This is a genomic window from Streptomyces sp. BBFR2, assembly GCF_044497305.1.
Taxonomy (GTDB): Bacteria; Actinomycetota; Actinomycetes; order Streptomycetales; family Streptomycetaceae; genus Streptomyces.
On record NZ_CP172415.1, the window covers coordinates 6,707,278 to 6,731,262 of the forward strand.

25 protein-coding genes are annotated in these 23,985 nt (G+C 75.7%); 15 read left to right on the forward strand and 10 right to left on the reverse strand.

What is annotated here, in order from left to right; translation table 11 throughout:
• Positions 1-318: 318 nt before the first annotated feature.
• Positions 319-1,443: a PQQ-dependent sugar dehydrogenase gene (locus ACGH2B_RS27705; protein WP_399095553.1), complete on the reverse strand. Its 1,125-nt coding sequence runs from the start codon at positions 1,441-1,443 to the stop codon at positions 319-321.
• A gap of 1,274 nt (positions 1,444-2,717) precedes the next feature.
• On the opposite strand from ACGH2B_RS27705, the gene pqqA reads away from it, so the two are divergent.
• The 5 genes from pqqA (at position 2,718) to ACGH2B_RS27730 (ending at position 6,475) form a co-directional block, all read left to right on the forward strand.
• Complete coding sequence (gene pqqA / locus ACGH2B_RS27710) at positions 2,718-2,897, forward strand: pyrroloquinoline quinone precursor peptide PqqA (RefSeq protein ID WP_399095556.1); 180 nt, start codon at positions 2,718-2,720, stop codon at positions 2,895-2,897.
• A 269-nt stretch (positions 2,898-3,166) separates the two neighbouring features.
• On the forward strand, positions 3,167-3,922 hold the full coding sequence (pqqC, locus tag ACGH2B_RS27715) for a pyrroloquinoline-quinone synthase PqqC (RefSeq protein WP_399095559.1): 756 nt from the start codon (positions 3,167-3,169) through the stop codon (positions 3,920-3,922).
• Positions 3,919-4,176, forward strand: a complete 258-nt coding sequence (gene pqqD, locus ACGH2B_RS27720; protein ID WP_399095562.1) for a pyrroloquinoline quinone biosynthesis peptide chaperone PqqD — start codon at positions 3,919-3,921, stop codon at positions 4,174-4,176. Before pqqC ends, pqqD begins: the two co-directional genes overlap by 4 nt.
• Positions 4,173-5,450 carry a pyrroloquinoline quinone biosynthesis protein PqqE gene (gene pqqE / locus ACGH2B_RS27725; RefSeq protein ID WP_399095565.1) on the forward strand — a complete coding sequence of 426 codons (1,278 nt, stop codon included), beginning with the start codon at positions 4,173-4,175 and terminating at the stop codon, positions 5,448-5,450. The genes pqqD and pqqE overlap by 4 nt, the downstream gene beginning before the upstream one ends.
• Positions 5,450-6,475 carry a chitinase gene (locus ACGH2B_RS27730; protein WP_399095568.1) on the forward strand — a complete coding sequence of 342 codons (1,026 nt, stop codon included), beginning with the start codon at positions 5,450-5,452 and terminating at the stop codon, positions 6,473-6,475. The genes pqqE and ACGH2B_RS27730 overlap by 1 nt, the downstream gene beginning before the upstream one ends.
• Before the next feature lie 140 nt (positions 6,476-6,615).
• Here ACGH2B_RS27730 and ACGH2B_RS27735 read toward each other — a convergent pair whose 3' ends face one another.
• The 3 genes from ACGH2B_RS27735 to ACGH2B_RS27745 all read right to left on the reverse strand — a co-directional run bounded on the left by ACGH2B_RS27735 (position 6,616) and on the right by ACGH2B_RS27745 (position 8,733).
• Positions 6,616-6,801 carry a hypothetical protein gene (locus ACGH2B_RS27735; protein ID WP_399095571.1) on the reverse strand — a complete coding sequence of 62 codons (186 nt, stop codon included), beginning with the start codon at positions 6,799-6,801 and terminating at the stop codon, positions 6,616-6,618.
• A 200-nt stretch (positions 6,802-7,001) separates the two neighbouring features.
• A complete protein-coding gene (locus tag ACGH2B_RS27740) occupies positions 7,002-7,874 on the reverse strand; it encodes an undecaprenyl-diphosphate phosphatase (RefSeq protein WP_399095574.1) in 873 nt (290 codons plus the stop codon).
• 166 nt (positions 7,875-8,040) lie between these two features.
• Positions 8,041-8,733, reverse strand: a complete 693-nt coding sequence (locus ACGH2B_RS27745) for a TVP38/TMEM64 family protein (RefSeq protein WP_399095577.1) — start codon at positions 8,731-8,733, stop codon at positions 8,041-8,043.
• A gap of 162 nt (positions 8,734-8,895) precedes the next feature.
• On the opposite strand from ACGH2B_RS27745, the gene ACGH2B_RS27750 reads away from it, so the two are divergent.
• The gene (locus ACGH2B_RS27750) at positions 8,896-9,750 is read left to right on the forward strand and encodes a spermidine synthase (RefSeq protein WP_399095580.1); all 855 of its coding nucleotides are present in this window, start codon (positions 8,896-8,898) and stop codon (positions 9,748-9,750) included.
• A 22-nt stretch (positions 9,751-9,772) separates the two neighbouring features.
• Here ACGH2B_RS27750 and ACGH2B_RS27755 read toward each other — a convergent pair whose 3' ends face one another.
• Entirely contained in the window at positions 9,773-11,050 is a 1,278-nt protein-coding gene (locus ACGH2B_RS27755; RefSeq protein ID WP_399095583.1) for an MFS transporter, read from the reverse strand.
• A gap of 179 nt (positions 11,051-11,229) precedes the next feature.
• Here ACGH2B_RS27755 and ACGH2B_RS27760 point away from each other — a divergent pair, with 179 nt between their 5' ends.
• Both ACGH2B_RS27760 and ACGH2B_RS27765 read left to right on the forward strand, forming a co-directional pair.
• Positions 11,230-11,685 carry a DUF4442 domain-containing protein gene (locus ACGH2B_RS27760; protein ID WP_399095586.1) on the forward strand — a complete coding sequence of 152 codons (456 nt, stop codon included), beginning with the start codon at positions 11,230-11,232 and terminating at the stop codon, positions 11,683-11,685.
• 209 nt (positions 11,686-11,894) lie between these two features.
• Positions 11,895-12,557, forward strand: a complete 663-nt coding sequence (locus ACGH2B_RS27765; protein ID WP_399095589.1) for a DedA family protein — start codon at positions 11,895-11,897, stop codon at positions 12,555-12,557.
• Between the two features lie 58 nt (positions 12,558-12,615).
• Here ACGH2B_RS27765 and ACGH2B_RS27770 read toward each other — a convergent pair whose 3' ends face one another.
• On the reverse strand, positions 12,616-12,825 hold the full coding sequence (locus ACGH2B_RS27770; protein ID WP_399095592.1) for a hypothetical protein: 210 nt from the start codon (positions 12,823-12,825) through the stop codon (positions 12,616-12,618).
• Positions 12,826-12,948: 123 nt separating this feature from the next.
• Positions 12,949-13,842, reverse strand: coding sequence for an NADP-dependent oxidoreductase (locus ACGH2B_RS27775; protein ID WP_399095595.1), 894 nt, complete (start codon positions 13,840-13,842; stop codon positions 12,949-12,951).
• Positions 13,843-13,912: 70 nt separating this feature from the next.
• Here ACGH2B_RS27775 and ACGH2B_RS27780 point away from each other — a divergent pair, with 70 nt between their 5' ends.
• The 4 genes from ACGH2B_RS27780 to ACGH2B_RS27795 all read left to right on the forward strand — a co-directional run bounded on the left by ACGH2B_RS27780 (position 13,913) and on the right by ACGH2B_RS27795 (position 16,775).
• Positions 13,913-14,482 (forward strand): TetR/AcrR family transcriptional regulator, encoded by a 570-nt coding sequence (locus tag ACGH2B_RS27780; protein WP_399095598.1) that lies wholly within the window; start codon positions 13,913-13,915, stop codon positions 14,480-14,482.
• Between the two features lie 65 nt (positions 14,483-14,547).
• Positions 14,548-15,078: a gamma carbonic anhydrase family protein gene (locus tag ACGH2B_RS27785; protein WP_399095601.1), complete on the forward strand. Its 531-nt coding sequence runs from the start codon at positions 14,548-14,550 to the stop codon at positions 15,076-15,078.
• 94 nt (positions 15,079-15,172) lie between these two features.
• The gene (locus tag ACGH2B_RS27790; RefSeq protein WP_399095604.1) at positions 15,173-15,967 is read left to right on the forward strand and encodes an acyltransferase; all 795 of its coding nucleotides are present in this window, start codon (positions 15,173-15,175) and stop codon (positions 15,965-15,967) included.
• Positions 15,968-16,229: 262 nt separating this feature from the next.
• Positions 16,230-16,775: a YbaK/EbsC family protein gene (locus ACGH2B_RS27795; protein WP_399095607.1), complete on the forward strand. Its 546-nt coding sequence runs from the start codon at positions 16,230-16,232 to the stop codon at positions 16,773-16,775.
• A gap of 6 nt (positions 16,776-16,781) precedes the next feature.
• On the opposite strand, the gene ACGH2B_RS27800 is transcribed toward ACGH2B_RS27795, so the two are convergent.
• From ACGH2B_RS27800 to ACGH2B_RS27810, 3 genes are all read right to left on the reverse strand, one after another.
• Positions 16,782-17,276, reverse strand: a complete 495-nt coding sequence (locus ACGH2B_RS27800; RefSeq protein WP_399095610.1) for a GNAT family N-acetyltransferase — start codon at positions 17,274-17,276, stop codon at positions 16,782-16,784.
• A gap of 52 nt (positions 17,277-17,328) precedes the next feature.
• On the reverse strand, positions 17,329-17,736 hold the full coding sequence (locus ACGH2B_RS27805; protein ID WP_399095613.1) for a CoA-binding protein: 408 nt from the start codon (positions 17,734-17,736) through the stop codon (positions 17,329-17,331).
• 160 nt (positions 17,737-17,896) lie between these two features.
• Positions 17,897-18,670 carry a type VII secretion system-associated protein gene (locus ACGH2B_RS27810; protein WP_399095616.1) on the reverse strand — a complete coding sequence of 258 codons (774 nt, stop codon included), beginning with the start codon at positions 18,668-18,670 and terminating at the stop codon, positions 17,897-17,899.
• Between the two features lie 237 nt (positions 18,671-18,907).
• Here ACGH2B_RS27810 and ACGH2B_RS27815 point away from each other — a divergent pair, with 237 nt between their 5' ends.
• The 3 genes from ACGH2B_RS27815 to ACGH2B_RS27825 all read left to right on the forward strand — a co-directional run bounded on the left by ACGH2B_RS27815 (position 18,908) and on the right by ACGH2B_RS27825 (position 23,925).
• Positions 18,908-19,534 carry a YigZ family protein gene (locus ACGH2B_RS27815; protein WP_399095619.1) on the forward strand — a complete coding sequence of 209 codons (627 nt, stop codon included), beginning with the start codon at positions 18,908-18,910 and terminating at the stop codon, positions 19,532-19,534.
• 129 nt (positions 19,535-19,663) lie between these two features.
• Complete coding sequence (locus ACGH2B_RS27820; protein WP_399095622.1) at positions 19,664-20,830, forward strand: exonuclease SbcCD subunit D; 1,167 nt, start codon at positions 19,664-19,666, stop codon at positions 20,828-20,830.
• Positions 20,827-23,925: an AAA family ATPase gene (locus ACGH2B_RS27825; protein ID WP_399095625.1), complete on the forward strand. Its 3,099-nt coding sequence runs from the start codon at positions 20,827-20,829 to the stop codon at positions 23,923-23,925. The genes ACGH2B_RS27820 and ACGH2B_RS27825 overlap by 4 nt, the downstream gene beginning before the upstream one ends.
• Positions 23,926-23,985: the final 60 nt, after the last annotated feature.

Consider the following 23,985-nt stretch of genomic DNA (forward strand, 5'->3'; position numbering starts at 1 on the left):
CCGCGGGCAGTCCCCCGCTCCTCGCCGTGGATCTCGTCCGGCCGCCCCGGGACGGGACCGGCTGGGGCGGGGCGGCGGCCCGGGGAGAGGAAGCCGTGCGGGGAGCCCGCCGCTCCCGGAGCCGGGCTCTCATGAGCCGGTCCCGGGAGCGGCGGGCGCCCGTCGTCCTGCCGGGCACGCCCCCCTCCCGGCGCCGTCACACGGGTGCGGGCGGACCTCACGGCTCCGCCCGCACCCGGCCCAGGCGGTCCCGTCCTGGGCCGGGCCCGCCGCACCTCACCCCGGGCCCGCCTCGCTCCGGGTGTACCTCACCCCGGCTCACTTCAGGTCGATCCGGAAGACCTTGTCCGAACCGGCGCCGCCGTCACCGTTGTTGTCGGCGTTGGTCGTCGTCAGCCACAGCGCCTTCTTGCCGGGGACGGTCTCGACGGTGCGCAGCCGCCCGTAGTCCTTGGTGTAGTACGCCTCGGGGGTACCGGCGGTGGTGCCGTCGACGGGGATGCGCCAGAGCCGCTGGCCGCGCAGCGCCGCCATGTAGATCGCGCCGTCCGCGTAGGCGACGGCGCTGGGGGAGGCCTCCTTCACCGGCCACTGGCGCTTGGGGCTGGTCATCCCGCTCTCCGAGCAGTTGCCCTCGCAGACCGGCCAGCCGTAGTTCTTGCCCGGCTCGATGAGGTTCAGCTCGTCGTACTTGGCGTTGCCGAACTCCGCCTCCCACAGGCGGCCCTGGGCGTCCCAGGTGAGGCCCTGCGGATTGCGGTGGCCCATGGAGTAGACGAGGGTGCCGAACGGGTTGCCCGGCGCGGGTTTGCCGTCGGGCGTCATCCGCAGGATCTTGCCGTTGAGGGACTTCTTGTCCTGCGCCAGATCGGGCGTCTGGGCCTCGCCCGTGGTGGCGTAGAGGAAGCCGTCGGGACCGAACTTGACGCGTCCGCCGTTGTGGTACGTGTTCTTCTTGATCCCCTTGACCAGCACGGTGTAGTCGCTGAGCTTGCCGTCCTGGTAGGTGAGGCGGGCGATGCGGTTGCCCTCCTTGGCGGTGTGCATCACGAAGACATGGTGGTCGCTCTCCCACTTCGGCGACACCGCGATGCTCAGCAGACCGCCCTCACCACCGGTGGTCACCACCTCGGGAACCTTGCCGACCTGCTTCTTCTTGCCGTCCTGGGTGAGGGTGAAGACCTTGAAGGTGTCCCGCTCCGTCAGCAGCGCGCTCCCGTCGGGAAGCCAGCTCAGCCCCCAGGGGATGGACCAGCCCTCCGATACGGTCGCGGGCTTGCCGGGAGCGGAATCGGCCACGGCCGCGGGGCTGTTGGCGCCCGCCGGGCCCGCCGCCGCCGGTCCGGCCGTACCGGCGGCGAGCAGCAGTGCGACGGCCGCGGCGGACGCACCGAGACCGGTGAGGGAGAGACGGTGGGGGAGGAAGGGGCTGCGCTTGCGCATGGGGGGCCTCCGGTCAGGAAGGTGCGGCAGGACATACCCGGGTGAGCGGGACGAGGACGAGGACGCGGTACGGAGCGGTGTACGGGCGGTTCGGCCGGTGCGCGCCAGTACCCGCCGGGCGGGGGAGACCGCTCGTCCGGCGGGCGCCGCCGGTCACCGACCGGGGTGGCCCGCGTTCGCCACCGGCGCGAGGACCGGTGAACGGGAGGACCGGCGGCCACCGGCGGTCGGCCCCGCAAAGGCGGCGACCACCGACGAAGGCGACCACCGCCGACGGCGAACACCGACGAAGGCGGGCACCGGCCACGGTGACCGTGCCTACCGCCGACGGCGGCCACCGGCCACGAGGGCCGTCGGCCGACGCCCTCGCCCTCCGCGGCCACCACGGTCGCGGCGGCTGCCGAGGGCACGACGGACACCGGCCCCGAGGCACGCCGTCCACCGCGGTCGAGCGCGGACGCCGCCGCCGACCCCGTCCGGGCGCGGGATCGGCGGGCGGGCCGAAGAGCTGATAGGAAAGTTTCCTGTTTGTTGAGCCGGGAACCTACTGCGGGCCCCGGGCACCGTCAAGACACCCGGCAGGGGACGGGAAGGCGCACACCGCGCCCGCAACGCCGCACGATGCGCCCGCCGGGCCCGGGAACTGCCGCCCCATCAGGCACGTTCCCCGCGGGTCACGTGCTGGAGCGCACCTGCCCGCGCGCCGGCTCGGGCCCGCACCCGCACCCGCCTCCGGCCCCGGCCCCGGCCCTGCTCGCGAGCCGCCCCGCGCCCCAGAATGCGGCAACTCGCCCCGCGCGACCGCTCGTCGCCGTGTCGCCGTCCTCTCCCGGAAACGGCGCAGCCGGCCGGTGGACGTGGCCTTGGCGCCGACGGATTCACCGTCGGCCGGAATCCGGATCACGGCTCCGCGGTGCTTTCCCGAAAGGCCGCCCCACCAGGCGCGTTGTCCGGCGGGAGGGGAGCGCGGTCGGCGTTCCGCGGGGAGATGGACCGGACCAATGGCGTCCCGCCCCATTGACTCCGGCACGCGTCGGCGGTGATTCTGCGGTGCGGTACGGAGCGTCACGGCGTGGCGGTGCACCGGGCATGCGCCGGTCGGCCGGGGCGGTGCCGTACCGAAGGCGGAACGCCGCAACTCTCCTGTTCGGGCGGGGGAGTCGGCGAGCTCCGGGCGTCGGTGCCGTGGCCGGTGCGGGCGGCGTCCGGGACGTGCCGCCGCCGTGTCCGAAACTCTCCGTTCCCCCACGATCTGCCAGCGAAGGGCGGACCCCATGACCAGCCAGACCGTACGGACCCCGCAGACGACGGACACCCCGTCCACCCCGGCCCCGCAGTCCGCGCCCCGTCCGCACGGCGTCGCCGCCCGGCCCGCGACCACCTGGGCCACCCCCGGCTACACCGTGATCGACACCGCGCTCGAAGTCACCGCGTACCGCCTCGCCGACCGCTGACCCCACCGACCGGGAACCGCCGCTGACCGGCCCGGACACCGCGCACCCCGGCGGGTGTGCCCCGGAGCCGGACAGCGGCCGCACCCACCGGCGCCGCGACGCGTGCCCCGGCCCGGCCGGGCACGCGCCCACCCGGAACGCCACCCCCCACGCCACTCTCACCCCCCACCAACCCCGCGCACCGCCGCCCGCGCATCCCGGCGCGCGGCGCCCCGTCCGGGCGCCCGCCGCAGGAGCGCCGCCGCGGCGGAAGGGACGGAGATCGCGCCATGAACGGCCCACAGGGAGACCCGACCCCCGACCACTGCGTACCTCCGGCGGCCCGGGCCTCCTTCGAGGAGCGCCTGCGCACCGTCGCCCGCGAGCACTACCACGACCGTCATCCCTTCAACATCCGCATGCACGAAGGGGAGTTGACGCCGGACGAGCTGCGCCGCTGGATCCGTAACCGCTTCCACTACCAGCGGCACATCCCCGTCAAGGACGCCCTGATCACCGCCAAGCTCGGCACGCCCGAACTGCGCCGTATGTGGCTGCGGCGGATCCGCGACCACGACGGCGACCGCGAGGGCGAGGGCGGTATCGAGCGCTGGCTGCGGCTCGGCGAGGCCGCCGGGATCGACCGCGCCGTTCTGCTGGACGAGTCGGGGGTGCTGCCCGGGGTCCGCCTCGCCGTCGAGGGCTATGTGAACTTCTGCCGGCTGCGCTCCCCGCTGGAGGCGGTCGCCGCCTCCCTCACCGAACTCTCCGCCCCGGACATCATGCGCACCCGCATCGGCGCCTTCGAGCGCCACTACCCCTGGATCGAGCGGGACGGCCTGACCTACTTCCACGACCGGCAGGACCAGGGCAGCCGCGACAGCAAGGAAGCCCTCGCCCTCGTCCTCGACGGCGCCCGGACCGAGGCGGACCAGGACCGCGCCGTCGCCGCCCTCACCTTCAAGTGCGAGGTGCTCTGGTCGCTCCTCGACGCCGTCGAACGCGGGGGCCGCCCGGCCGCCGGCGGACCCGGAGCGCGGGCATGACCACCTGGCGTCCGGGCCCCGCCCCCGGCGTCCTCCTCCGCGCCGACCCGGTCCGCGGCGTAGACCTGCTGCTCCTGCCCGAACGTGTCGTGGTGCTGGAAGGTTCGGCGGGTGAGGTGCTGCGGCTCTGCGACGGCACCCGCGACGTCCCGCGCATCGTCCGGGAGCTGAGCGCCCGTCACCCCGAGGCGCCGGTCGCCGACGAGGTGCCCGCCTTCCTCGACCGCGTACGCGAGGAGGGCTGGCTGCGATGACCACGCCGCACCCCCCGGAGGCCGCACCGCCCGCCTCCGGCGCCGGACCCGCGCCGGGCCCCGGCCCCCACGCCCCCGGCCACGCCACCCCGGAAGGCGCCGCCCGGCCCACCCGTGCGGATACGGGCCCGGCGCCCGCCGCCCACGAGACGTCCGCCCCCGTACCGCCGCCGCCCTGGGCGCTCCTCGCCGAGCTGACCCACGGCTGCCCCCTGCACTGCACCTACTGCTCCAACCCCCTCGAACTCACCCGGCGCAGCGCGGAGTTGACGCTCACCGAGTGGCAGGGCGTCTTCCGGCAGGCCGCCGGCCTCGGCGTCGTCAGCACCCACCTCTCCGGCGGCGAACCCCTGCTCCGCCCCGACCTCACGGAGATCGTCGCCGCGGCCGACGGGGCGGGCATCCACACCCAGTTGATCACCAGCGGCATCGGCCTGACCCGGGAGCGGCTGGCCGCCCTCACCGACGCCGGACTGCGCAGCGTCCAGCTCTCCGTCCAGCACGCCGACGCGGCGGCCGGGGACCGGATCGCCGGACGGCGCCGCGCCCACGCCGCGAAGGAACGCGCCGCCGCCGTCGTCACCGACGCCGGACTGCCGCTGGGCCTCAACGTCGTCCTGCACCGCCACAACCTCGCCGCCCTCGACGCGCTCATCGGCCTCGCCCCCGCATGGGGCGCCGGACGCATCGAACTCGCCAACACCCAGTTCTACGGCTGGGCCCTCCTCAACCGGGCCGAACTGCTGCCCACGCGCGCGCAACTGGCCGAGGCGGAGGCGACCGTACGCCGCCGCCGGCAGGAGCTGGACGGCCGGGTCGAGGTGATCTGGGTCGTTCCCGACCACTTCGACGGCACCGCCAAACCCTGCATGGGCGGCTGGGGCGCCGTCTCCCTCACCGTCACCCCCGACGGCACCGTCCTGCCCTGCCCGGCGGCCGCCGCCCTCCCCGGGCTCGACCCGCCCGGCGTCCGCGACCGTCCGCTGCGCTGGATCTGGGAACGCTCCCCGGCCTTCGCCCGCTACCGCGGCACCGACTGGATGCGCGAGCCCTGCCGCAGTTGCGCCCTGCGCGAGCGGGACTTCGGCGGTTGCCGCTGCCAGGCGTACGCCCTCACCGGGGACGCCGCCGCCACCGACCCGGCGTGCCGCCACTCCCCGCACCACACCCTCGTCCGCGACCTGGTGGACGCACCCGCGCCCCCCACCACCGCGCTGGGCCGCCCCCGCCGGCCCGGCCGCCCGTCCCCGTCCCGCGAAGTGGAGACCTCCTGATGGACCGCGCCACACCCCCCACCCGCCGCCGTGCCCTGGTCGGCGCCGTGGCCGCGACGCTCCTGGCCACCGCCGCCACGGCGGGCGCCGCCGGCACCTCCGCCGCCGCGCCGCCCGCGCACACCCCGAAGGCCGCCCCGCCCATGGCCGCCGCGCCCTACGAGTACCTCGGCTGGGGCGACCCGCAGCCGCCTGCCGAGGTGATGAAGGCGACCGGCGTCAAGTGGTTCACCCTCGCCTTCATCCTCTCCGACGGCGGCTGCAACCCCGCCTGGGACGGCGAGCGGCCGCTGACCGGCGGCAGCGACGCCAAGGCCATCGAGACGATCCGCGCGGGCGGCGGCGACGTCGTCATCTCCGCCGGCGGCTGGAGCGGCAACAAGCTCGGCGAGAAGTGCACCAGCGCCGACGCCCTGGCCGGCGCCTACCAGAAGGTCATCGACGCGTACCACCTCAAGGCCCTCGACATCGACATCGAGGACACCGAGATGAGCGACGCCACCGTCCGCCAGCGCGTCGTCGACGCCCTGAAGAAGGTCAAGGACGTCAACAAGGGGCTCGTCACCTACGTCACCATGGGCACCACGCCCGAGGGCCCGACCGACGACGGCAAGGACCTCATCCGCCGCGGCGCGAAGGCGGGGCTGGACAACGACGGCTGGGTGATCATGCCGTTCGACTTCGGCAGCCACAGCGGCACCATGGGTGAGGCCACCGTCAGCGCCCTCGACGGTCTCGCCGCCGACGTCAAGGCCGCCTACGGCTACAGCGACGACGACGCCTACCGCAAGATCGGTGTCTCCTCGATGAACGGCCACACCGACGAGGCCGACGAGAACGTCACCCTCGACGACTTCAAGACCATCCTCGACTACGCCCGCACCCACCACCTCGCCCGCTTCGCCTACTGGGCCGTCAACCGCGACCGCCCCTGCGGCTCCGGCGGCAGCGACGGCGACAGTTGCAGCGGCGTGGACCAGGAGCCCTACGCCTACACCAAGATCGTGGCGCAGTACGAGGGATGACGGGCCGGACGTGACGGGCCTGATGTGACGGGTCGGATGTGACGGACCGGACAGGAGAGTGCGGCGGCCCCCGGAACACCGGGGGCCGCCGCACTCCGCGAACCGTCATCTAGCTGACGCGGCGTCAGGATTGCCGCCGGTCACGCCGCCTCGACGACCTCCGCGCGCACCGCGTGCGTCCAGGTCTCCAGCAGCGTCGCGTACTCCGTCATGTCCTGCGCCGTCCAGGTCCAACTGGGCCGGGCGCACACGAAACGGCGGATCGCGTCGTTGGCCTCGGAGGCAGGGGCGAGGGCGCCCGAAAGGGCGGAAGGAGTAGGGGACATGGCAGACATGCTAGGGGCAGCCACTGACAATGCCTCACCCCGTGCACGGCCCTCCTCGCCGCCCGGAGCCCTGCCATCCGCCCCTGATTCCCCCTCAACTCCCCGCTGACCAGCGCAAACAGCACAACGTTCGCCACCGCCCCGCTGGCTGCGTGTGTCCCTTCCCACACGCTCAGCGATCACCGCGGACCCCGCCGGCCTCATCCCGCCGACTCCGCCGCGTGCGGGGAGAGCACCCCGGCGCCGATCAGCACGAACAGCACGACGCCCAGAACGATGCGGTAGACCACGAACGGCAGGAAGCTCTTCGTGCTGATGAACTTCATGAACCACGCGATCACCGCGTAGCCCACGGCGAACGCGACGACGGTGGCGAGCAGGGTCGGCCCCCACGCGACGTTCCCCTCGCCCGCGTCCTTCAGCTCGTAGAGACCGGAGGCGAGGACGGCGGGGACGGCCAGCAGGAAGGAGTAGCGGGCGGCGGACTCGCGGGTGTAGCCCATCAGCAGACCGCCGCTGATCGTGGCGCCGGAGCGGGAGACGCCCGGGATCAGCGCCATCGCCTGGCAGACGCCGTAGACCAGACCGTCGCGGACGCTCAGCTCGGTGAGGTCCTTGCGGCGGGCGGCCGCGCGGTGGCGTCCGCCGTGCTCCGCGCGCGCCGCCCGCCGGTCGGCGAAGCCCAGGACGAGACCCAGCACGATCAAGGTGGTGGCGATCAGCCGCAGATCGCGGAACGGGCCCTCGATCGCGTCCTTCAGCGTCAGCCCCAGCACACCGATCGGCACCGAGCCGACGATCACCAGCCAGCCCGTCCGCGCGTCCAGATCCCCGCGCATCCGCCGGTCGGACAGCGAGCGCGCCCACGCCGACACGATGCGCGCGATGTCCGAGCGGAAGTACAGCAGCACCGCGGCTTCGGTGCCGATCTGGGTGATGGCGGTGAACGCCGCGCCCGGATCGTGCCAGCCGGCGAACGCGGCGGTCAGCCGCAGATGCGCGCTGGAGGAGATCGGCAGGAACTCGGTCAGCCCTTGGACGAGTCCGAGGACGAAGGAAGCGAACCAGCTCATGGGGCGGCAATCCCGGGATGAGGCCGCCCGCCCCCGCGCGCCGCCGGGCGTCGGGGAAGCGGCACGGCACGGCGGACGGCGAAGGTGATCATGCGGCGGCCCGGGCACCGTAACGACGGAAGGTGTACGGCGGACCACGCCCGGACGGCCACCGGGTGACCCCGGATCAGCCGCCCTGCAGCGCCGCCCGCTTGCGCCAGGCCACGGCCGCCGCCCCGACCCCGCTCACCACGATGAACGCCGTCGCGGCCAGGAACGCCGGGGAGGTGGGGGCGGTCGCCCGCGCCCCCGCGACGGTGTACGCGACGGTGTTGGGGACGCTGCCGACCGCGGTGGCCAGCAAGAACGGCGCCCACCGCATCCGGGAGACCGCGGCGCAGTAGTTGGTCCCGGAGAACGGCAGCCCCGGCAGCAGCCGGATCACCAGCATGGAGCGGAAGCCGCGCTCGCTGAGCTGCCGGTCGGCGGCGGTCAGCCACCGGGCCCGCAGCATCCGCCGCAGCGCGTCCTGGCCCAGCAGCCGCCCCAGCCCGAAGGCGAACCCGGCGCCCAGGACCGTCCCGGCGAGCGCGGCGGCGCTTCCGGAACCGCTGCCGAACACCGCGCCCGCCGCGAGGTTGAGGACCGGCCGCGGGACGAACGCCGTGGTGCACACGCCGTACGCCACCGCGTAGACCGCCACCGTGCCGGGCCCCGCCGGCCATCCGGACGACTCCCTGGTCAGCAGCCGCTGCGGCTGCCACACCACCATCGCCGCCGCCGCGCAGACCAGCACCACCACCAGCAGCGCCAGCCGGCACCAGGGGGAGCGCAGGACACGCGCGGCGGGACGGTCCAAGGGCGCGGCGGGTTCGAACACGTCGGGAGCGTAACCGACGGACGCGGCGCGCACCGGGCGCGTGCCGGGCCGCGCGACGGGGGCCGCCCGGCCCGGCGCGGGCCCGGTGCGCTCCCCGCCCGGTGCGCTCCCCGCCCGGGACGGGCGCCCGGCGCGTCCCGCCCCGCCCGGCACAATGGGACGGTGGACGCACCTTCCGAGCCGATACCGGTCATCCGTGACGTGGACGGCGGCACCGCCCGACTCCTGCCCGACGTGGACCGGCCCCGGGCCCGGCTGCTGACCGTCGACGGCGCCCCGCAGTCGTACGTGGACCCCGACGACCCCGGGCACCTGGAGTTCGAGTACGTCCGCCGCCTCGCGCACGTCCTGGACGAGATCGCCCCGCCGGGGGAGCCGCTCGACGTGCTGCACCTCGGCGGCGGCGCGATGACCCTGCCGCGCTACGCCGCGGCCACCCGCCCCGGCTCCCGCCAGCACGTCGTCGAGGCCGACCGGGGGCTGCTCGCCCTCGTCGCCGACGAACTGCCGCTCCCCGCCGGCAGCGGCATCACCGTCCACGCCGACGATGCCCGCCGGGCGCTGGAGGCGGCGCCCGCCGGCTCGGCGGACCTCGTCATCGGCGATGTCTTCGGCGGCTCGCGGGTCCCCGCGCACCTCACCACCGTCAGCTACGCCCGCGCGGTGGCCCGGGTGCTGCGCCCCGGCGGGGTGTACGCGGCGAACGTCGCCGACGGCGCGCCGTTCACCTTCCTGCGCGGCCAGCTCGCGGGCGCCGCCGCGGTCTGGCCGGAGACGGCGCTGATCGCCGAACCGTCCGTGCTCCGCGGCCGCCGCTTCGGCAACACCGTCCTGGTCGCGTCCGCCGCCCCGCTGCCGCTGGCCGCGCTGACCCGCCGCGCGGCCGGTGACGCCTTCCCCGCCCGGGTGACGCACGGCGCCGCCCTGCACCGGCTGACCGGCGACGCCGCCCCGGTCCAGGACGCCGACGCGGTCGCCTCGCCCGAGCCGCCCGAGGGCGCGTTCAGCATCGGCTGACCCGGCCGGGCGGCGCGCCGCCTCAGCCGGCCGCCGGGCCCTCCGCCACCGGCGGCACCACGTCCGGCGCGCCGCCGCCCACCTCGTCCGGTGCCCGCCGGGCCAGCCGCCGTACGTCCGGGACGGCCAGCACCGCAGCGGTGAGCACCACCACCACACCGGCGCACCCCCACAGCGCGGCGCGCAGGCCGACGGCGTCCTGTACGGGCCCGGCGAGCGCGGTGGCGAGCGGGACCCCGGCGAGCGAGCCCAGCCAGTCGTACGAGGAGACCCGGGAGAACTTCTCCTCCGGGATCTCCTGGTGCAGCGCCGTCATCCACGCCACCGAGAACACCTCGACGGACACGCCCGTCAGGCCCATCACCACGGTCAGCCACCCGGCGGACAGCGGCACCGCCAGCGCCGCCGACGGCAGGGCGAGCGGGAAGACGCAGAGCGAACCGGTCAGCAGCGGGCGGCGCGGCCGGTAGCGGGTCATCAGCAGCGCCCCGGCCACGGTGCCCGCGCCGAACGCGCCGAGCGCCACGCCCCAGGGCCCCGGCCCGCCCAGGCGCGCCTGGGCGATCAGCGGCCCGTAGACCGCCTCCGCCGCCACGATCACCGCGTTGACCAGGGAGAACTGCATCACCACCGACCACAGCCAGGGCCGGGAGACCACCTCGCGCCAGCCGTCGCGCAGCGCGCGCACCATGCCCTCGCCGCCCGTGCGCGGCGGCACCCCGCTCACGTCGAGGAAGGCGCGCAGCGCCCCGGCGCAGGCGAAGGCCGCGGCGTCGGCGGCGAGCACCCAGCCCGGGCCGACGGCCGCGATCAGCGCGCCGCCGAGCGCGGCGCCGCCGATGTTCGCGCCGTTCATGCCCATCCGGAACACCGCGAACGCCCGCCCGGAGTGCTCCCCGGAGACGCTGGCGAGCACCATGCCCTCCGAGGCGGGAGCGAAGAACGCCTGCCCGGTGCCGCCCAGCGCCGCGAGCGCCGCCATCTGCCACAACCGCGGCTCGCCGGTCAGCACCAGCAGCGCGAAGGCGCCCTGGGAGAGCGCGCTGAGGGCGTTGGCCGCGACCATCACCCGGTGTCGCGGCAGCCGGTCCGCGAGCGCCCCGCCGACCAGGACCAGCGCGATCAGCGGGACGGTACGGGCGGCGGCGACCAGCCCCACGTCGGTCGCGGAGCCGCCCGCCCCCAGCACGGCGAACGCGGTGGCGATCAGTGCGCCGGAGTGGCCGAGTCCGGAGATGACGGCGGCGGCCGTGAGGATCGTGTAGTTCCGCCCCGCCCAGGCGGGCCGTCCCGCTCTCACCGCCGCCCCGCCACCGTGGCGGCCGGGTGTACGGGGCGGGGGCCCGGGGTGCGGGGCGGGCCGGGTCTCCCGGGCCGCTGCGGAGGGGGCGTCGTCATGGGCATCCACGATAGGCGGCCGCCGCTACGGCTCAGGTCAGGGCCTTCCCCGCCAAGCTACTCGCAGGTAACATGCCGCTCATGTCTTCCGAGTCCCTGCCGTCCATCGGCGAGATGATGGCGGCCTCCGTGCCGATGGTCCGTACCCTCAACCTCGAATTCACCGAGACCACGGCCGAGCGCGCCGTCGTCCGCCTGCCCGACCAGCCCGCCTTCCACAACCACGTCGCCGGTCCGCACGCCGGGGCGATGTTCACCCTCGCCGAGTCCGCGAGCGGCGCGATCGTCATGACCGCCTTCGGCTCCGAGCTGCACCGCGCGGTGCCGCTCGCCGTCGGCGCCGAGATCGGTTACAAGAAGCTCGCCAAGGGGCCCGTCACCGCCACCGCGCAGCTCGGCCGCCCCGCCGCCGAGGTGATCGCCGACCTCGACGCCGGACAGCGCCCCGAATTCCCCGTGAACGTCACGCTCACCCGCGAGGACGGCGCGGTGACGGGCGAGATGTCCATCGTCTGGACCCTCCGCCCGAACGGCTGAGACCGGCCGGCCGCGGGGTGCGCGGGGCCGGGCCGCCCGCCCCGCGCGCCGGTGTTCCTCCGCGCGTCCGCGCCACCGCCTCCGTACGGCCGGTTCGAGTACGCTTCCCGGGCGCGCTCATCCGGCGCGCCGGGGGAATCGGACGCACCGGCTTCGGTGACACCGGGCAGCGGCCCACGGGGGCCCGACACCACGCGGAGGAAGCGGCTTTGCATATCCAGGAGTGGCTGGCGACGGTTCCGGCCATCAGTGTGTATCTCCTGGTCGGAGTGGTCATCGGGGTGGAGAGCCTGGGCATTCCGCTGCCGGGTGAGATCGTCCTCGTCAGTGCGGCGATCCTGTCGGCTACCCAGGACCACATCGACCCGTTCGTCCTGGGCGCCTGCGCGTCGGCCGGCGCGATCATCGGTGACTCCATCGGCTATCTCATCGGCCGCAAGGGCGGCCAGCCGCTGCTGGACTGGGCGGGGCGGAAGTTCCCCAAGCACTTCGGGCCCGACCATGTGGCGATGGCCGAGGAGAAGTTCGACAAGTGGGGTATGTGGGCGGTCTTCATCGGCCGGTTCATCGCCCTGCTGCGGATCTTCGCCGGTCCGCTGTCCGGCGTGCTGAAGATGCCGTACTGGAAGTTCCTCATCGCCAACGTCCTGGGCGGCATCGTCTGGGCGGGCGGCACCACCGCCCTCCTCTACAGCGTCGGCGTCGTCGCCGAGCCGTGGCTCAAGCGGTTCTCCTACTGGGGACTGGCCGCCGCCGTGCTCTTCGGTATCGGCTCGTTCCTCCTCATGAAGCAGCGGGCGAAGAAGGCCGCCGCCGCGCGCGAGGCGGCCAGGGCGGAGGAAGAGGCGGCGGTCGGCGCGAACGCCGACTGACCCCTTTGCGTACACAGCGTTCCGGCCCGGTGGCAGTCGCCACCGGGCCGGTGCCGTTTCAGCGGGTGAACCAGATGTCGGGCCCGCCCTCCCGCCACTCGCAGACCCCCGCGTCGTCCCAGATCAGCTCCGTCGCGGGGAACCCGGCGCGGCGCAGGAACGCGGCGATGTCGCCCGGCCGCCGGGCCCGTCCGATGTCCTGCCCGTGGAGCGTGACGCGACGGCCGCCCGAACAGGGCGGGTGCACGATGACGGGTGCGCGGTCCATGGCCCCAGCCTGCCCGCCACCGCCCTTGATCGCATGCCGGGGGTGCGGGCCGCGTCACCGTGGGTGAGGGCGGCGGCCGCTCCGGAGCGGGTCCGCTTTCCCGTGGACGCCGCCCCGCACCGCTCAGACGACGATGACCCGCCGCCCCCGTGTGTGACCGGCCCGGCTGTCGATGTGCGCCGCCGCGGCCTCGGCGAGCGGGTACGCCTTCTCGACCGGGATGTGCAGCGCGCCCCGCGCGAGCAGGGCGACGGTCTCGGCGAGCGCGTCCGGCACGCTCCCGGCCGTACCGGAGAACCGGACGCCGAACCGCGGTGCGTCCAGATCCGCGATGGTGAGCACCTTTTGCGGGTCCCCGGTCAGCTCGATCAGCTCGCGGAGCACGCCCGCCCCGGCCAGATCGAGCGCCGCGTCGACCCGGCCGAGCTGCCGCACCCGCCCGGCCCAGCCCTCGCCGTACGTCGTGGCGAGGGCGCCCAGGCGGCGCAGGTAGTCCTGGTTCGCGGCCCCGGCGGTGCCGATCACCGCGATCCCGCGGTCACGGGCGATCTGCAGCACCGCCGAGCCGACGCCGCCGGCCGCGCCGCTGACCAGCAGCGTCTGCCCGGGGGCCACCCCGACCTCGCGGAGCAGCCGCAGCGCCGTCTCCATCACGGACGGATACCCGGCCGCCTCCTCGAACGTCAGCTCCTCGGGCATCCGGGCCCAGGCCGTCAGTACGGCGTACTCGGCGTAGGTGTTCTCCCCTTCGCCGAACACCCGGTCGCCGACCGCGACCCCGGTGACGCCCGCGCCGACCTCGTCCACCACCCCGGCGGCGTCCAGCCCGACCCCGGAGGGCAGCGCGACGGGATGGGCCTTGAGGGACTGGCCCTCACGGAGCCGCCAGTCGACGGGGTTCACCCCCGCCGCCCGCACGGCGATACGTATCCGGCCGGGGCCCGCGTGGGGCTCCTCGGCGTCTTCGAGGCGCAGCACGTCCGGCCCGCCGAACTCGGCAAAACTCACTCTCTTCATGCGACCGAACATAACACTAACCGTTAGTGTTTTGGAACGGTTACGGATTCGCATTTGGTAGCGTCACCGCATGAACGAGCCGTCCGGACGCCGCGAACGCAAGAAGGCCGCCACCCGGCAGAAGATCGCCGACGCCGCCCTCCGCCTCTTCCTGGAGCGCGGATACGACGCGGTGGGTATCCGCGAGGTGGCCGCCGAGGCCGACGTCGCCGTCACCACGCTCTTCTCCCACTTCGCCTCGAAAGAGGCCCTGGTCTTCGAGCAGGACCAGGGCTTCGAGCGGCGCCTGACCGGCGCGGTCTCCGGTCGCGCGCCGCACGGCTCGCCACTGCCCGCACTGCGCCGCGAGGTCCACGAGCTGGTACGCCACTGCACCGCGGACGGCGCCGCCCCGGTGTGGCGCATGATCGCCGCCTCACCGGCCCTGCGGGAGTACGAGGAGTCGATGCGGCTGCGCCACGCGGAATCGCTGGCCGACGCCCTCGCCGCCGATCCGGACCTGGCCCTGACCGCGACGGCCTGCCGGGCGCTCGCGCGGTTCGTCATCGACGCCTACGCGGTGGCGCGCGAGGCGGCCGATCCGCAGGCCGCGGTGGACGAGATCTTCCGGATGATCGGGGCGGCCTGGGAAGCCGCCTGACGGACCGCCGGACCCGTCGCCTACTGTGCACCCGGCGCGATCCGCACGGACGAAGGAGAACAGCAATGGCGCAGGGCGCACTCATCGCGGCCGTGGGCACCACCGCACCGGTCGTCGACCCGGCGGCGTTCACCGCCCCGACCTCGGTCGTGCTCGGCGAGGTGACGCTCGCCGAGCGGGCGAGCGTCTGGTACCAGACCGTGCTGCGCGCCGACTGCGGCCCGATCACCGTCGGCGCCGGGAGCAATATCCAGGACAACTGCACCGTCCATGTCGACCCCGGCTTCCCGGTGACCGTCGGCAGCGGCGTCTCGGTCGGCCACAACGCCGTCCTGCACGGCTGCACCATCGAGGACGACGTCCTTGTCGGCATGGGCGCCACCGTCCTCAACGGCGCGTACATCGGCGCCGGTTCGCTGATCGCCGCACAGGCGCTCGTCCCCCAGGGCATGGTCGTCCCGCCCGGCTCGCTGGTCGCAGGCGTCCCCGCCAAGGTCAAGCGGGAGCTGACGGACGAGGAACGCGCGGGTATCAAGCTGAACGCCGCCGTCTACCAGGACCTCGCGGCCACCCACGCCGCTTCGTTCAGCGGCTGAGCGGTACGGCCCGGACCGCGGGGCGTACGGCGGCGGGCTGGGGCGAAGATCACAGGGGCGGGCCCGGCCGGGGGCCCGGCGCGCTGAGTACGGTGTGCGAGTGGTGTCGAACAAGAACGTGTTCTCCTCCCTCGCCGCCTGGCGGCGCCGGGCCGCCTCGCGCGCGCTGCACCGCGGCACCCGCTGGGTGAGCCGGGCGGGAGCGGTCACCGCCGAGCGCCCCGGCCCGTACCGCTTCCGCGCCATCGGCACCGGCACCCGCCTCGCCTTCCCGCAGGGCACCGTCTTCGGCGACCCCTGGATAGCCCTGGGCGAGCACTGCATCATCGCCCAGGACGTCACCCTGACCGCCGGGATGATGCCCGACCTCGACCTGGGGCCCGACCCGATCCTCACCCTCGGCAACGGCGTCGTCCTCGGACGTGGCAGCCATGTCATCGCCGACGTCCCCCTCACCATCGGCGACGACTGCTTCTTCGGCCCGGGCGTCTACCTCACCACCACCAACCACAGCTACGACGACCCCGAGGTGCCCGTCGGCAAACAGTGGCCCCGCAGCGCCCCGGTCAGCATCGGGCCGGGAAGCTGGATCGGGACCGGCGCGGTCATCCTGCCCGGCGCCCGGCTCGGCCGGAACGCGGTCGTCGCGGCGGGCGCGGTGGTCCGCGGCGAGGTCCCCGACCACGCCGTTGTCGCCGGCGCTCCCGCCCGCGTCGTCCGCCGCTGGGAGGCCGGGACCGGCTGGCAGCCGCCGCTGCGCACCCCCGCGCCGGTACCGGTCCCCGAGGGCGTCACCCCCGAACAACTGGTGGCGCTCTCCGCCCTGGAGCCCGCGTCCGCCCCGGAGGACGGGGACGCACCGGACGGCCGGCCCGGCCCCACCGGGTGACCGCACGCGGCGCGCCCCCGCGCGGCGCCCGGGGTCCGCCGCGTGTGCCACCCCGGTGGGCTGAACTGCACTCACCGAGGGCCTTCGCCCTGGCATCCGCCACGTGCCCCCGTACCGGTGGGCCCCGGCTCCGGTGTCCCGCGCCCGCCGCTCACACCGGACGCCCGGCCCGGCGCGGGGTGAACCGGGCCACCGCCCGCGCGCTGAGACGTGCCGTCAGGTGCGGGCCGGCGGCTGTTAGCTTGGCGCCATGCCCGTGCCCATGGATGCTTTCAGTGATGTCCGGCCCGCCGTCGCATGCCTGGACCTGCTCGCCGCGCCCGTCGCCGCCGCCCTGCGGAGCTGGAACGGCTCGGTGCCGGTGGAGGAGATCCGCTACGTCGACACCGACCCGGCCATCGCCGACACCGCCGTTCTCGTCGCCCACCACGGCGAGTGGCTGCTGGAGCAGTCCGCGAACTGCGTGGTCGTCGCCGCGAAGCGCGGCGGGGCCACCACCCTCGCCGCCTGCCTGGTGCTCTCCCACACCCGCGTCGACGTCAACGGCGCCGTACGCCGCCAACTCGGTGCCCGTAAGGCGTCGTTCGCCCCCATGGGCACCGCCGTCGGCGACAGCGGGATGGAGTACGGCGGGATCACCCCCGTCGGGCTGCCCGCCGACTGGCCGCTGCTCGTCGACGCCGCCGTCGCCGATACGCCGTACGCGCTGATCGGCAGCGGCAGCCGCCGGGGCAAGCTCATCGTCCCCGGCAAGGCGCTGGCCGAACTCCCGCACGCCACCGTCCTCGAAGGACTGGCGACCGCCTGATCCGGCTCAGCCGCCGGACCGCCACGACCGCAGATCCACCGAGAGCGCCGTGGAGTGCGCCGCGAACCCCAGGCTGCGATAAAGGGGCTCGGCGGCGTCGGTGGCGTGCAGATCGACCCGGCTGACGCCCAGCTCCGCGAACCGGCCCAGCAACGCCTCCGTCACCGCCCGCGCGTAACCGCGCCCCCGGTACCGCTCGTCCGTGCAGACGCTGAAGACGAAGCCGAACCGGCCCGTGGGATGCCCGGGCGCCGGAAGCCGCTCCTCGACCGTGCCGACCGCGCACGCCGCCAGATGCGGCGCCTGCGCCCCGCACACGCCGTCGACGACGTACGCGACGAACGCCTCGGGGGAGTCGGCCAACCGGCGCCGGGCCATGGCCCGCGCATCGCGCTCCCAGGGACCGGGCGCGTCCCGCCCGGTCATCGCGGCGAACATCGACCGGCGCAGCCGCACCAACTCGGCGGCGTCCCCGGGCACGGCGACACGCGGTGTACTCATGCCCGGACGCTACCGCCCCACGGGTACGGCGCCGCCACCGGACCCCGCGCCCTCAGCCCAGGTGCGGTATCTCGATCGCCGGGCAGCGGTTCATCACCATCGCGACCCCGTGGCCGCGGACCCGCTCCCACGCCGCCTCGTCCACGACGCCGAGCTGGAACCACACGCCCTTCGCGCCGATGGCCACCGCCTCGTCCGCGACCGCGCCGGCCCGTTCGGAGGCCACGAACACGTCCACCACATCGACCGGGAACGGGATCGCCGACAGCGACGGATAACCCCGCTCGCCGTGGACCGTCTCCGCCCGTGGATGCACCGGCACGATCCGCTTGCCGAACTGCTGGAGCGCCGCGGCGACGCCGTACGCCGCCCGCGACCTGTTCTCCGACAGGCCCACCACCGCCCAGGTGTCGCCCAGCTCCGTCAGCATGCTGCGGATCACCGCAGGATCGCCGTACATGCGCCGCCTCCCCGTCTTCCGTCCGTGCGTACGGGAACCGCGCCCGGACGGCGGGTTCCGTACCGGCAACACCCGCCGGGCGTCCGCGATTCCCGCACGGGAGCGGGACGCCCCGCCCGAAGGGGAAGACGGGCGGGGCGGGTTCGTGGGAGGCGGGCCGTCAGACGGTGCCGCCGCGGGCCCCGCTGCTCGCCATGGACGCCGCGACGGCGGCGGTCCGCGCCGGTTTCGGCAGACCGCCGCGCTCACCCGCCTCACCGTCCCGCACCGGCTCCGCGCCGCCCGCGCCCGTACCGGGCCGTCCGATCTCCACCGTGACCCGGCCCGGCGTGTGCTCCGCGAGCGCCGCCCGTACCGTGTCCGGCTCCACCAGCATGCTCACCGCGCCCGTCGGATTGACGTACAGCGCGTGCCCGGCGGGCAGCAGCTCCAGCAGGTCCGCCACCGGGCGCCGGTCGACGAGCACCCGGCCCACCGGCTCCAGATGGTCCTCCGAGGTGTAGACGGGCACCACCGGCGTGCCCTCCGGCGACGCCGCGGGCAGCGGGGCGCCCGCCGCCGTCACCAGGAACGACACCTCGGCCGCCGCCAGTGCCCGCGCCACCTCCGGCACCGGCCCGTACCCCGTCGCCGCCAGTTGTACCGCCTGGTCGACCGGGTCCGTCGGCTCCGCCCAGTCCAGCATCTGCGGGGACGGCCGGTACTCCGGGTTGTCCCGCCAGTCCTCGATCTCGCCGTCCGGCCCCGAGCGCCACTGGCCGATCACCGCCCACAGCGGCGGCGGGCCCTCGCCCGTCCACGTCAGGTCCACCATGGCCAGCCAGTGATCCGGCGCCTCGCGGGCCGCCTCGACCACCTCCGGCGGCGGCTCGGGCATCGCCTCGCCCGTCACGGGCGCGCCCGCCGCCAGCGTCGTGTGTGTGTTGTCGTCCATGAAGCCTCCGCCGACCCGCCGTACGGTTCCTGGGTGCGCGAGCGGGCCCCGCGCACGAGGCCGTCGCCCCGGTCACAGTGCCCACGGGCGGCGCCCGCGTCCGCCCGACGCACCGCAACACCCGCCCGGATACGCCGCCTGGACGCGCCCCGGGCCCCCGGACGGCGGACACCGTGCCCGTACCCCCGTGCGACAGCCGGTGGCCTCGCCCGCCGGACCGCCGCATAGGCTGGGGCGATGCAGGAGCAGTACCGGACCCTCGCCCACGCCGGGGTGCACGAGATCGAGATCAACAAGTCCCGTTTCCTCTGCGCCCTCGCGCCCGTCGCGACCGAGGCCGAGGCGCAGGACTTCATCGCGGCCGTCCGCAAGGAGCACCCCACCGCCCGTCACCACTGCTACGCGTACGTCCTCGGTGCCGACGGCGGCGTCCAGAAGGCCAGCGACGACGGCGAACCGGGCGGCACCGCCGGCGTCCCGATGCTCCAGATGCTGCTGCGCCGCGAGATGCGGTACGTCGTCGCCGTCGTCACCCGCTACTTCGGCGGTGTCAAGCTCGGCGCCGGCGGCCTGATCCGCGCCTACGGCGGCGCCGTAGGCGAGGCCCTCGACACCCTCGGCACGGTCGTCCGCCGCCGCTACCGCCTCGCCACCGTCACCGTCGACCACCAGCGGGCCGGAAAACTGGAGAACGATCTGCGGGCCACCGGCCGCGCGGTGCGCGAGGTCATCTACGGCGCCGAGGTCCGCATCGGGATCGGCCTGCCCGAGGCGGAGGTCGAGGCGTTCGGCGCGTGGCTGGCGGACACCACCGCCGGGAGCGCCGTCCTGGAGCTGGGCGGCGAGGCGTACGGCGAGGCGTGAGACGGACGGCACGCCCCGGGCGGCCGGGCGCACCGCGCGCGCCTGGGAGGATGGCCGGGTGACAGCGGACCGGCGAGGCCGCCTCGGGGCGGCCGGTGAGGGAGTGACGATGCGGGCGGGAGCGGCGTGGTGAGACTGCTGCACACCTCCGACTGGCACCTGGGGCGCTCCTTCCACCGCGTGAGCCTGCTCCCCGCCCAGCGCGTCTACCTCGACCATCTCGTCGAGACCGTCACCGCCCGGGACGTCGACGCCGTCCTCGTCGCCGGTGACATCTACGACCGGGCGGTGCCGCCGCTCGCCGCCGTCGAGCTGTTCGACACCGCGCTGCACCGCCTCGCCGCGCTCGGCGTCCCCACGATCATGATCTCCGGCAACCACGACTCCGCCCGCCGTCTCGGCGTCGGCGCCGGACTGATGGAGCGCGGCGGCGTCCACCTGCGCACCGACCCCGAGCGCTGCGGTGAGCCGGTCCTGCTCGACGACGCCGACGGCCCGGTCGCCTTCTACGGCCTGCCCTACCTCGAACCGGCCCTCGTCCGCGACCGCCTCGGCGCCGGGCGCGCGGCCCACACGGAGGTGCTGGGCGCCGCGATGGACCGGGTCCGCGCCGACCTCGCCGCCCGGCCCGCCGGCACCCGCTCCGTCGTCCTGGCACACGCCTTCGTCACCGGCGGCGAGGTCAGCGACAGCGAGCGGGACCTCACCGTCGGCGGCGTGGCGTCGGTGCCCGCCGCGGTCTTCGACGGCGTCGACTACGTCGCACTGGGCCATCTGCACGGCTGCCAGGCGCTGACCGACCGGGTCCGCTACTCCGGCTCCCCGCTCGCGTACTCCTTCTCCGAGGCGACGCACCGCAAATCGTCCTGGCTGATCGACCTCGGCGCGGACGGCGCGGTCACGGCGGAGCGGATCGACGCGCCCGTACCGCGCCCGCTGGCCCGGCTGCGCGGCCGTCTGGAGACGCTGCTGGAGGATCCGGCGCTGGAGCGCCACACGGAGCACTGGGTGGAGGCGACGCTCACCGATCCGGTGCGCCCGGCGGAGCCGATGGCCCGCCTGACGGAGCGGTTCGGGCACATCCTCGCCCTCGACTTCGACCCCGACGAGCGCCCGGCGGACGCGTTCGCCTCGTACGCGCAGCGGCTGCGGGGCCGCGGGGACCAGGAGGTCGCCGAGGACTTCGTGGCCCATGTGCGCGGCGGCCGGGCGGCGGACGACGAGGAGCGGGCGGTGCTGCGCGAGGCGTTCGAAGAGGTACGGCTGGCCGAGGCGGCGGAAGAGGTGGCGCCGTGAGGCTGCACCGGTTGACGGTGACCGCGTTCGGACCGTTCGGCGGGGCGCAGACCGTCGACTTCGACCGGCTCTCGCGCGACGGCCTGTTCCTGCTGCACGGCCCCACCGGCGCGGGCAAGACGTCCGTCCTGGACGCCGTGTGCTTCGCGCTGTACGGCTCCGTCCCCGGCGCCCGGCAGGCGGGGCAGGCGCTGCGCAGCGATCTCGCCGACCCCTCGGTTCCGACCGAGGTGGTTCTCGAACTGACCGTCGCCGGACGCCGGTTGGAGCTGACCCGGCTGCCCGAACAGCTCCGCCCGAAGAAGCGCGGTACGGGCACGACGCGGGAGAAGGCGCAGAGCCGGCTGCGGGAGTACGTGCCCGGGCCCGGCGAGGGCGGCCGGTGGAAGGCGCTCAGCCGCTCGCACCAGGAGATCGGCGAGGAGATCGGCGGGCTGCTCGGCCTGAACAAGGAGCAGTTCTGCCAGGTGGTGCTGTTGCCGCAGGGCGACTTCGCGCGGTTCCTGCGGGCCGACGCGGAGTCCCGGGCGCGGCTGCTGGGCCGCCTCTTCGACACCCGCCGCTTCGCCGCCGTCGAGGACCGGCTCACCCTCCGGCGGAAGACCGCGGCCGAACGGGTCCGCGGCGGCGACGAACGGCTGCTGGCGCTCGCACACCGCGCAGCGGAGGCGGCCGGCGACTGCCCGGACCTGGCGGCGCTGCCCCCGCTGCCGTCCGGCACCGTCCCGGCCGCCCGGAAACCGGGCACCACGGCCCGCCGGACCGCACCGGAGACGGCCGCGGGCGCCCCCGGCGTCGGCGAGCCCGGGTTCGCCGCGTCCGTCCTCGTCCGGCTCGCGGTGGCGCGGGCCGCGGCGCGGGAGCGGCTGACCGTGGCCGGCTGCGCCGAACGGTCCGCCGAGGCGGCGGAGCGGGCGGCCACCGCGGTGTGGGAGGAGGCGCAGGAACGCGACCGGGTACGGCGCCGCCGTGACGCGGCCCGGGAGCGCGCCGCCCGGCTGGCCGCGACGGCGGATGAGGACGGCCGCGACCGGGAGCGGCTGGCGGCGGCCGGCCGGGCCGCCGAGGTGGCCCCGGTGCTGGCGTGGTGCGCGACGGCCCGGCGGGAGGCCGAGGACGCCGCCGCCACGGAGCGCTCCCGCCGCGCCGCGCTGCCCGCCCCCCTCGCCGGGGCCGCACCGGAGGAACTCGCCGCACGGGAACACACCGAGCGCGCCCAGCTCGGCACCCTGGCCGCGGCCCGCCGCGCGGAGGAGCGCGTCGCCGCGCTGACCGCCGAGCGGGAGGCGGCCGAGCGGGCGGGCGCCGCCGACGAGGACACCGTCGCGGAGTGCGCCGACTGGCTCGGCGGCTGGGAGACGCGGCGCCGGGCCCTCCAGGAGCGGGTGGAGCGGGCCCAGGAGGCCGTGGGCCGCGCGGAGGCGCTGGAGGCGGCGGTGGCCACGGCCCGTGAGCGCGCGGCGGCCGCCCGCCACCGCGACGAGCTGACGGCCCGGCTGACGCGGCTGCGGGCCCTGGCGCTGACCGCGCGGGAAGACTCCGCGGCGGCGCACGAACGCTGGCTGGAGCTGAAGGACGCCCGGCTGCGGGGCGTCGCCGCCGAACTGGCCGCCGCGCTGAGCGACGGCGCCCCGTGCGCCGTGTGCGGCGCGACGCGGCACCCGGACCCCGCCCGCCCGGGGGAGGGACACGTCGGCCGGGCCGAGGAGGAGGCCGCGCTCACCGCGTACCGCGAGCGCGAGGAGGCGTACCGCACGGCGGAGGGCCGGGTGCGGGAGGCGGCCGGTGAACTCTCCGCCGCCACCACCGCCGCCGGGGAGGCCCCGGCGGCCGAGCGCGCCGCCCACGCCGAGGAGTTGGCCGCCGAGTACGCCGAGGTGCGCGCGGTGGCGGCCGGGGTGCGGCCCGCGCGCGAGGCGCTGGCGGCCGCCGAGCGGGAGGCGGAGCGGCGGCGCACGGCACGGCAGGACGCCGAGCGCCGGATCGCGGCCCGCCTCTCCCGGCGCGAGGCGCTGGAGGCGGAGCGGGCGGCGCTGCGCGAGGAGGTGGCGCTCGCCCGCGGGGAGTGCGCGAGCGTGGCGGAGCGGGCCGCGCGCGGTGAGCGGCGCGCGGCGGCCCTGGCCGCCGTCGTGGAGGCGGCGGGCGCCGCCCGCACGGCGGAGCGGCGGCTGGGGGAGGCCGAGGAGGCGCTGGCCACGGCCGTCGCGGCGGCCGGTTTCCCGGACGCGGCCGCGGCGCGGGCCGCGCAGCTGGCGGAGCCGGCCCGGCGGGAGCTGGCCGAACGGGTCCGGCACCGGGAGGCGGAAGCCGCGGCCGTGGCGGCGGAGCTGGCCGGGGCCGAGGCGGCGGCCGCCGCCGTCGAGACGGACGCGGAGGTGGACGCGGCGGACGCGTACCGCGCCGTGGAGGTGGCCGCACGGCGGCTGCGCGCGGCCGCCGCCGCCCGGACCGGCGCCGCGGAACGCTGCGCGGCGCTGGACCGGCTCTCGCAGCGGGCGGCGACCGAGGCCCGCGCGCTCGCCCCGCTGTACGCTGAGTTCGGCGTGGTGGGCGGCATCGCCTCGCTCGTGGCGGGCACCTCCGGCGAGAACGTCCGCCGGATGCGGCTGGAGTCGTACGTGCTCGCCGCCCGCCTGGAGCAGGTCGCGGTGGTGGCGGGGGAGCGGTTGCGGCGGATGTCGGGCGGCCGCTACACCCTGGTGCACTCGGACGCGCGCAGCGCCGGGGTGCGCCGCTCCGGTCTGGGGCTGCGGGTGATCGACGCGTGGACGGGCCGGGAGCGGGACACATCGAGCCTGTCGGGCGGGGAGACGTTCTACGCCTCGCTCGCCCTGGCGCTGGGCCTGGCCGATGTGGTGACGGACGAGGCGGGCGGCACCCGCCTGGACACCCTCTTCATCGACGAGGGCTTCGGCAGCCTCGACGAACAGAGCCTGGACGAGGTGCTGGACGTCCTCGACGGGCTGCGCGAACGCGACCGCAGCGTGGGCATCGTCAGCCATGTCGCGGATCTCAAGGGCCGTATCCCGGCACAGTTGGAGGTCGTCAAGGACCGGTCGGGGTCGGCGGTGCGGCACCGGGGCGTGGCCGGGTAGCGGCCGGCCGCCGGGGGCCGGGCCCCGGGGCGTTCGCAGGCCGGGCCGGTGTGCGGACTC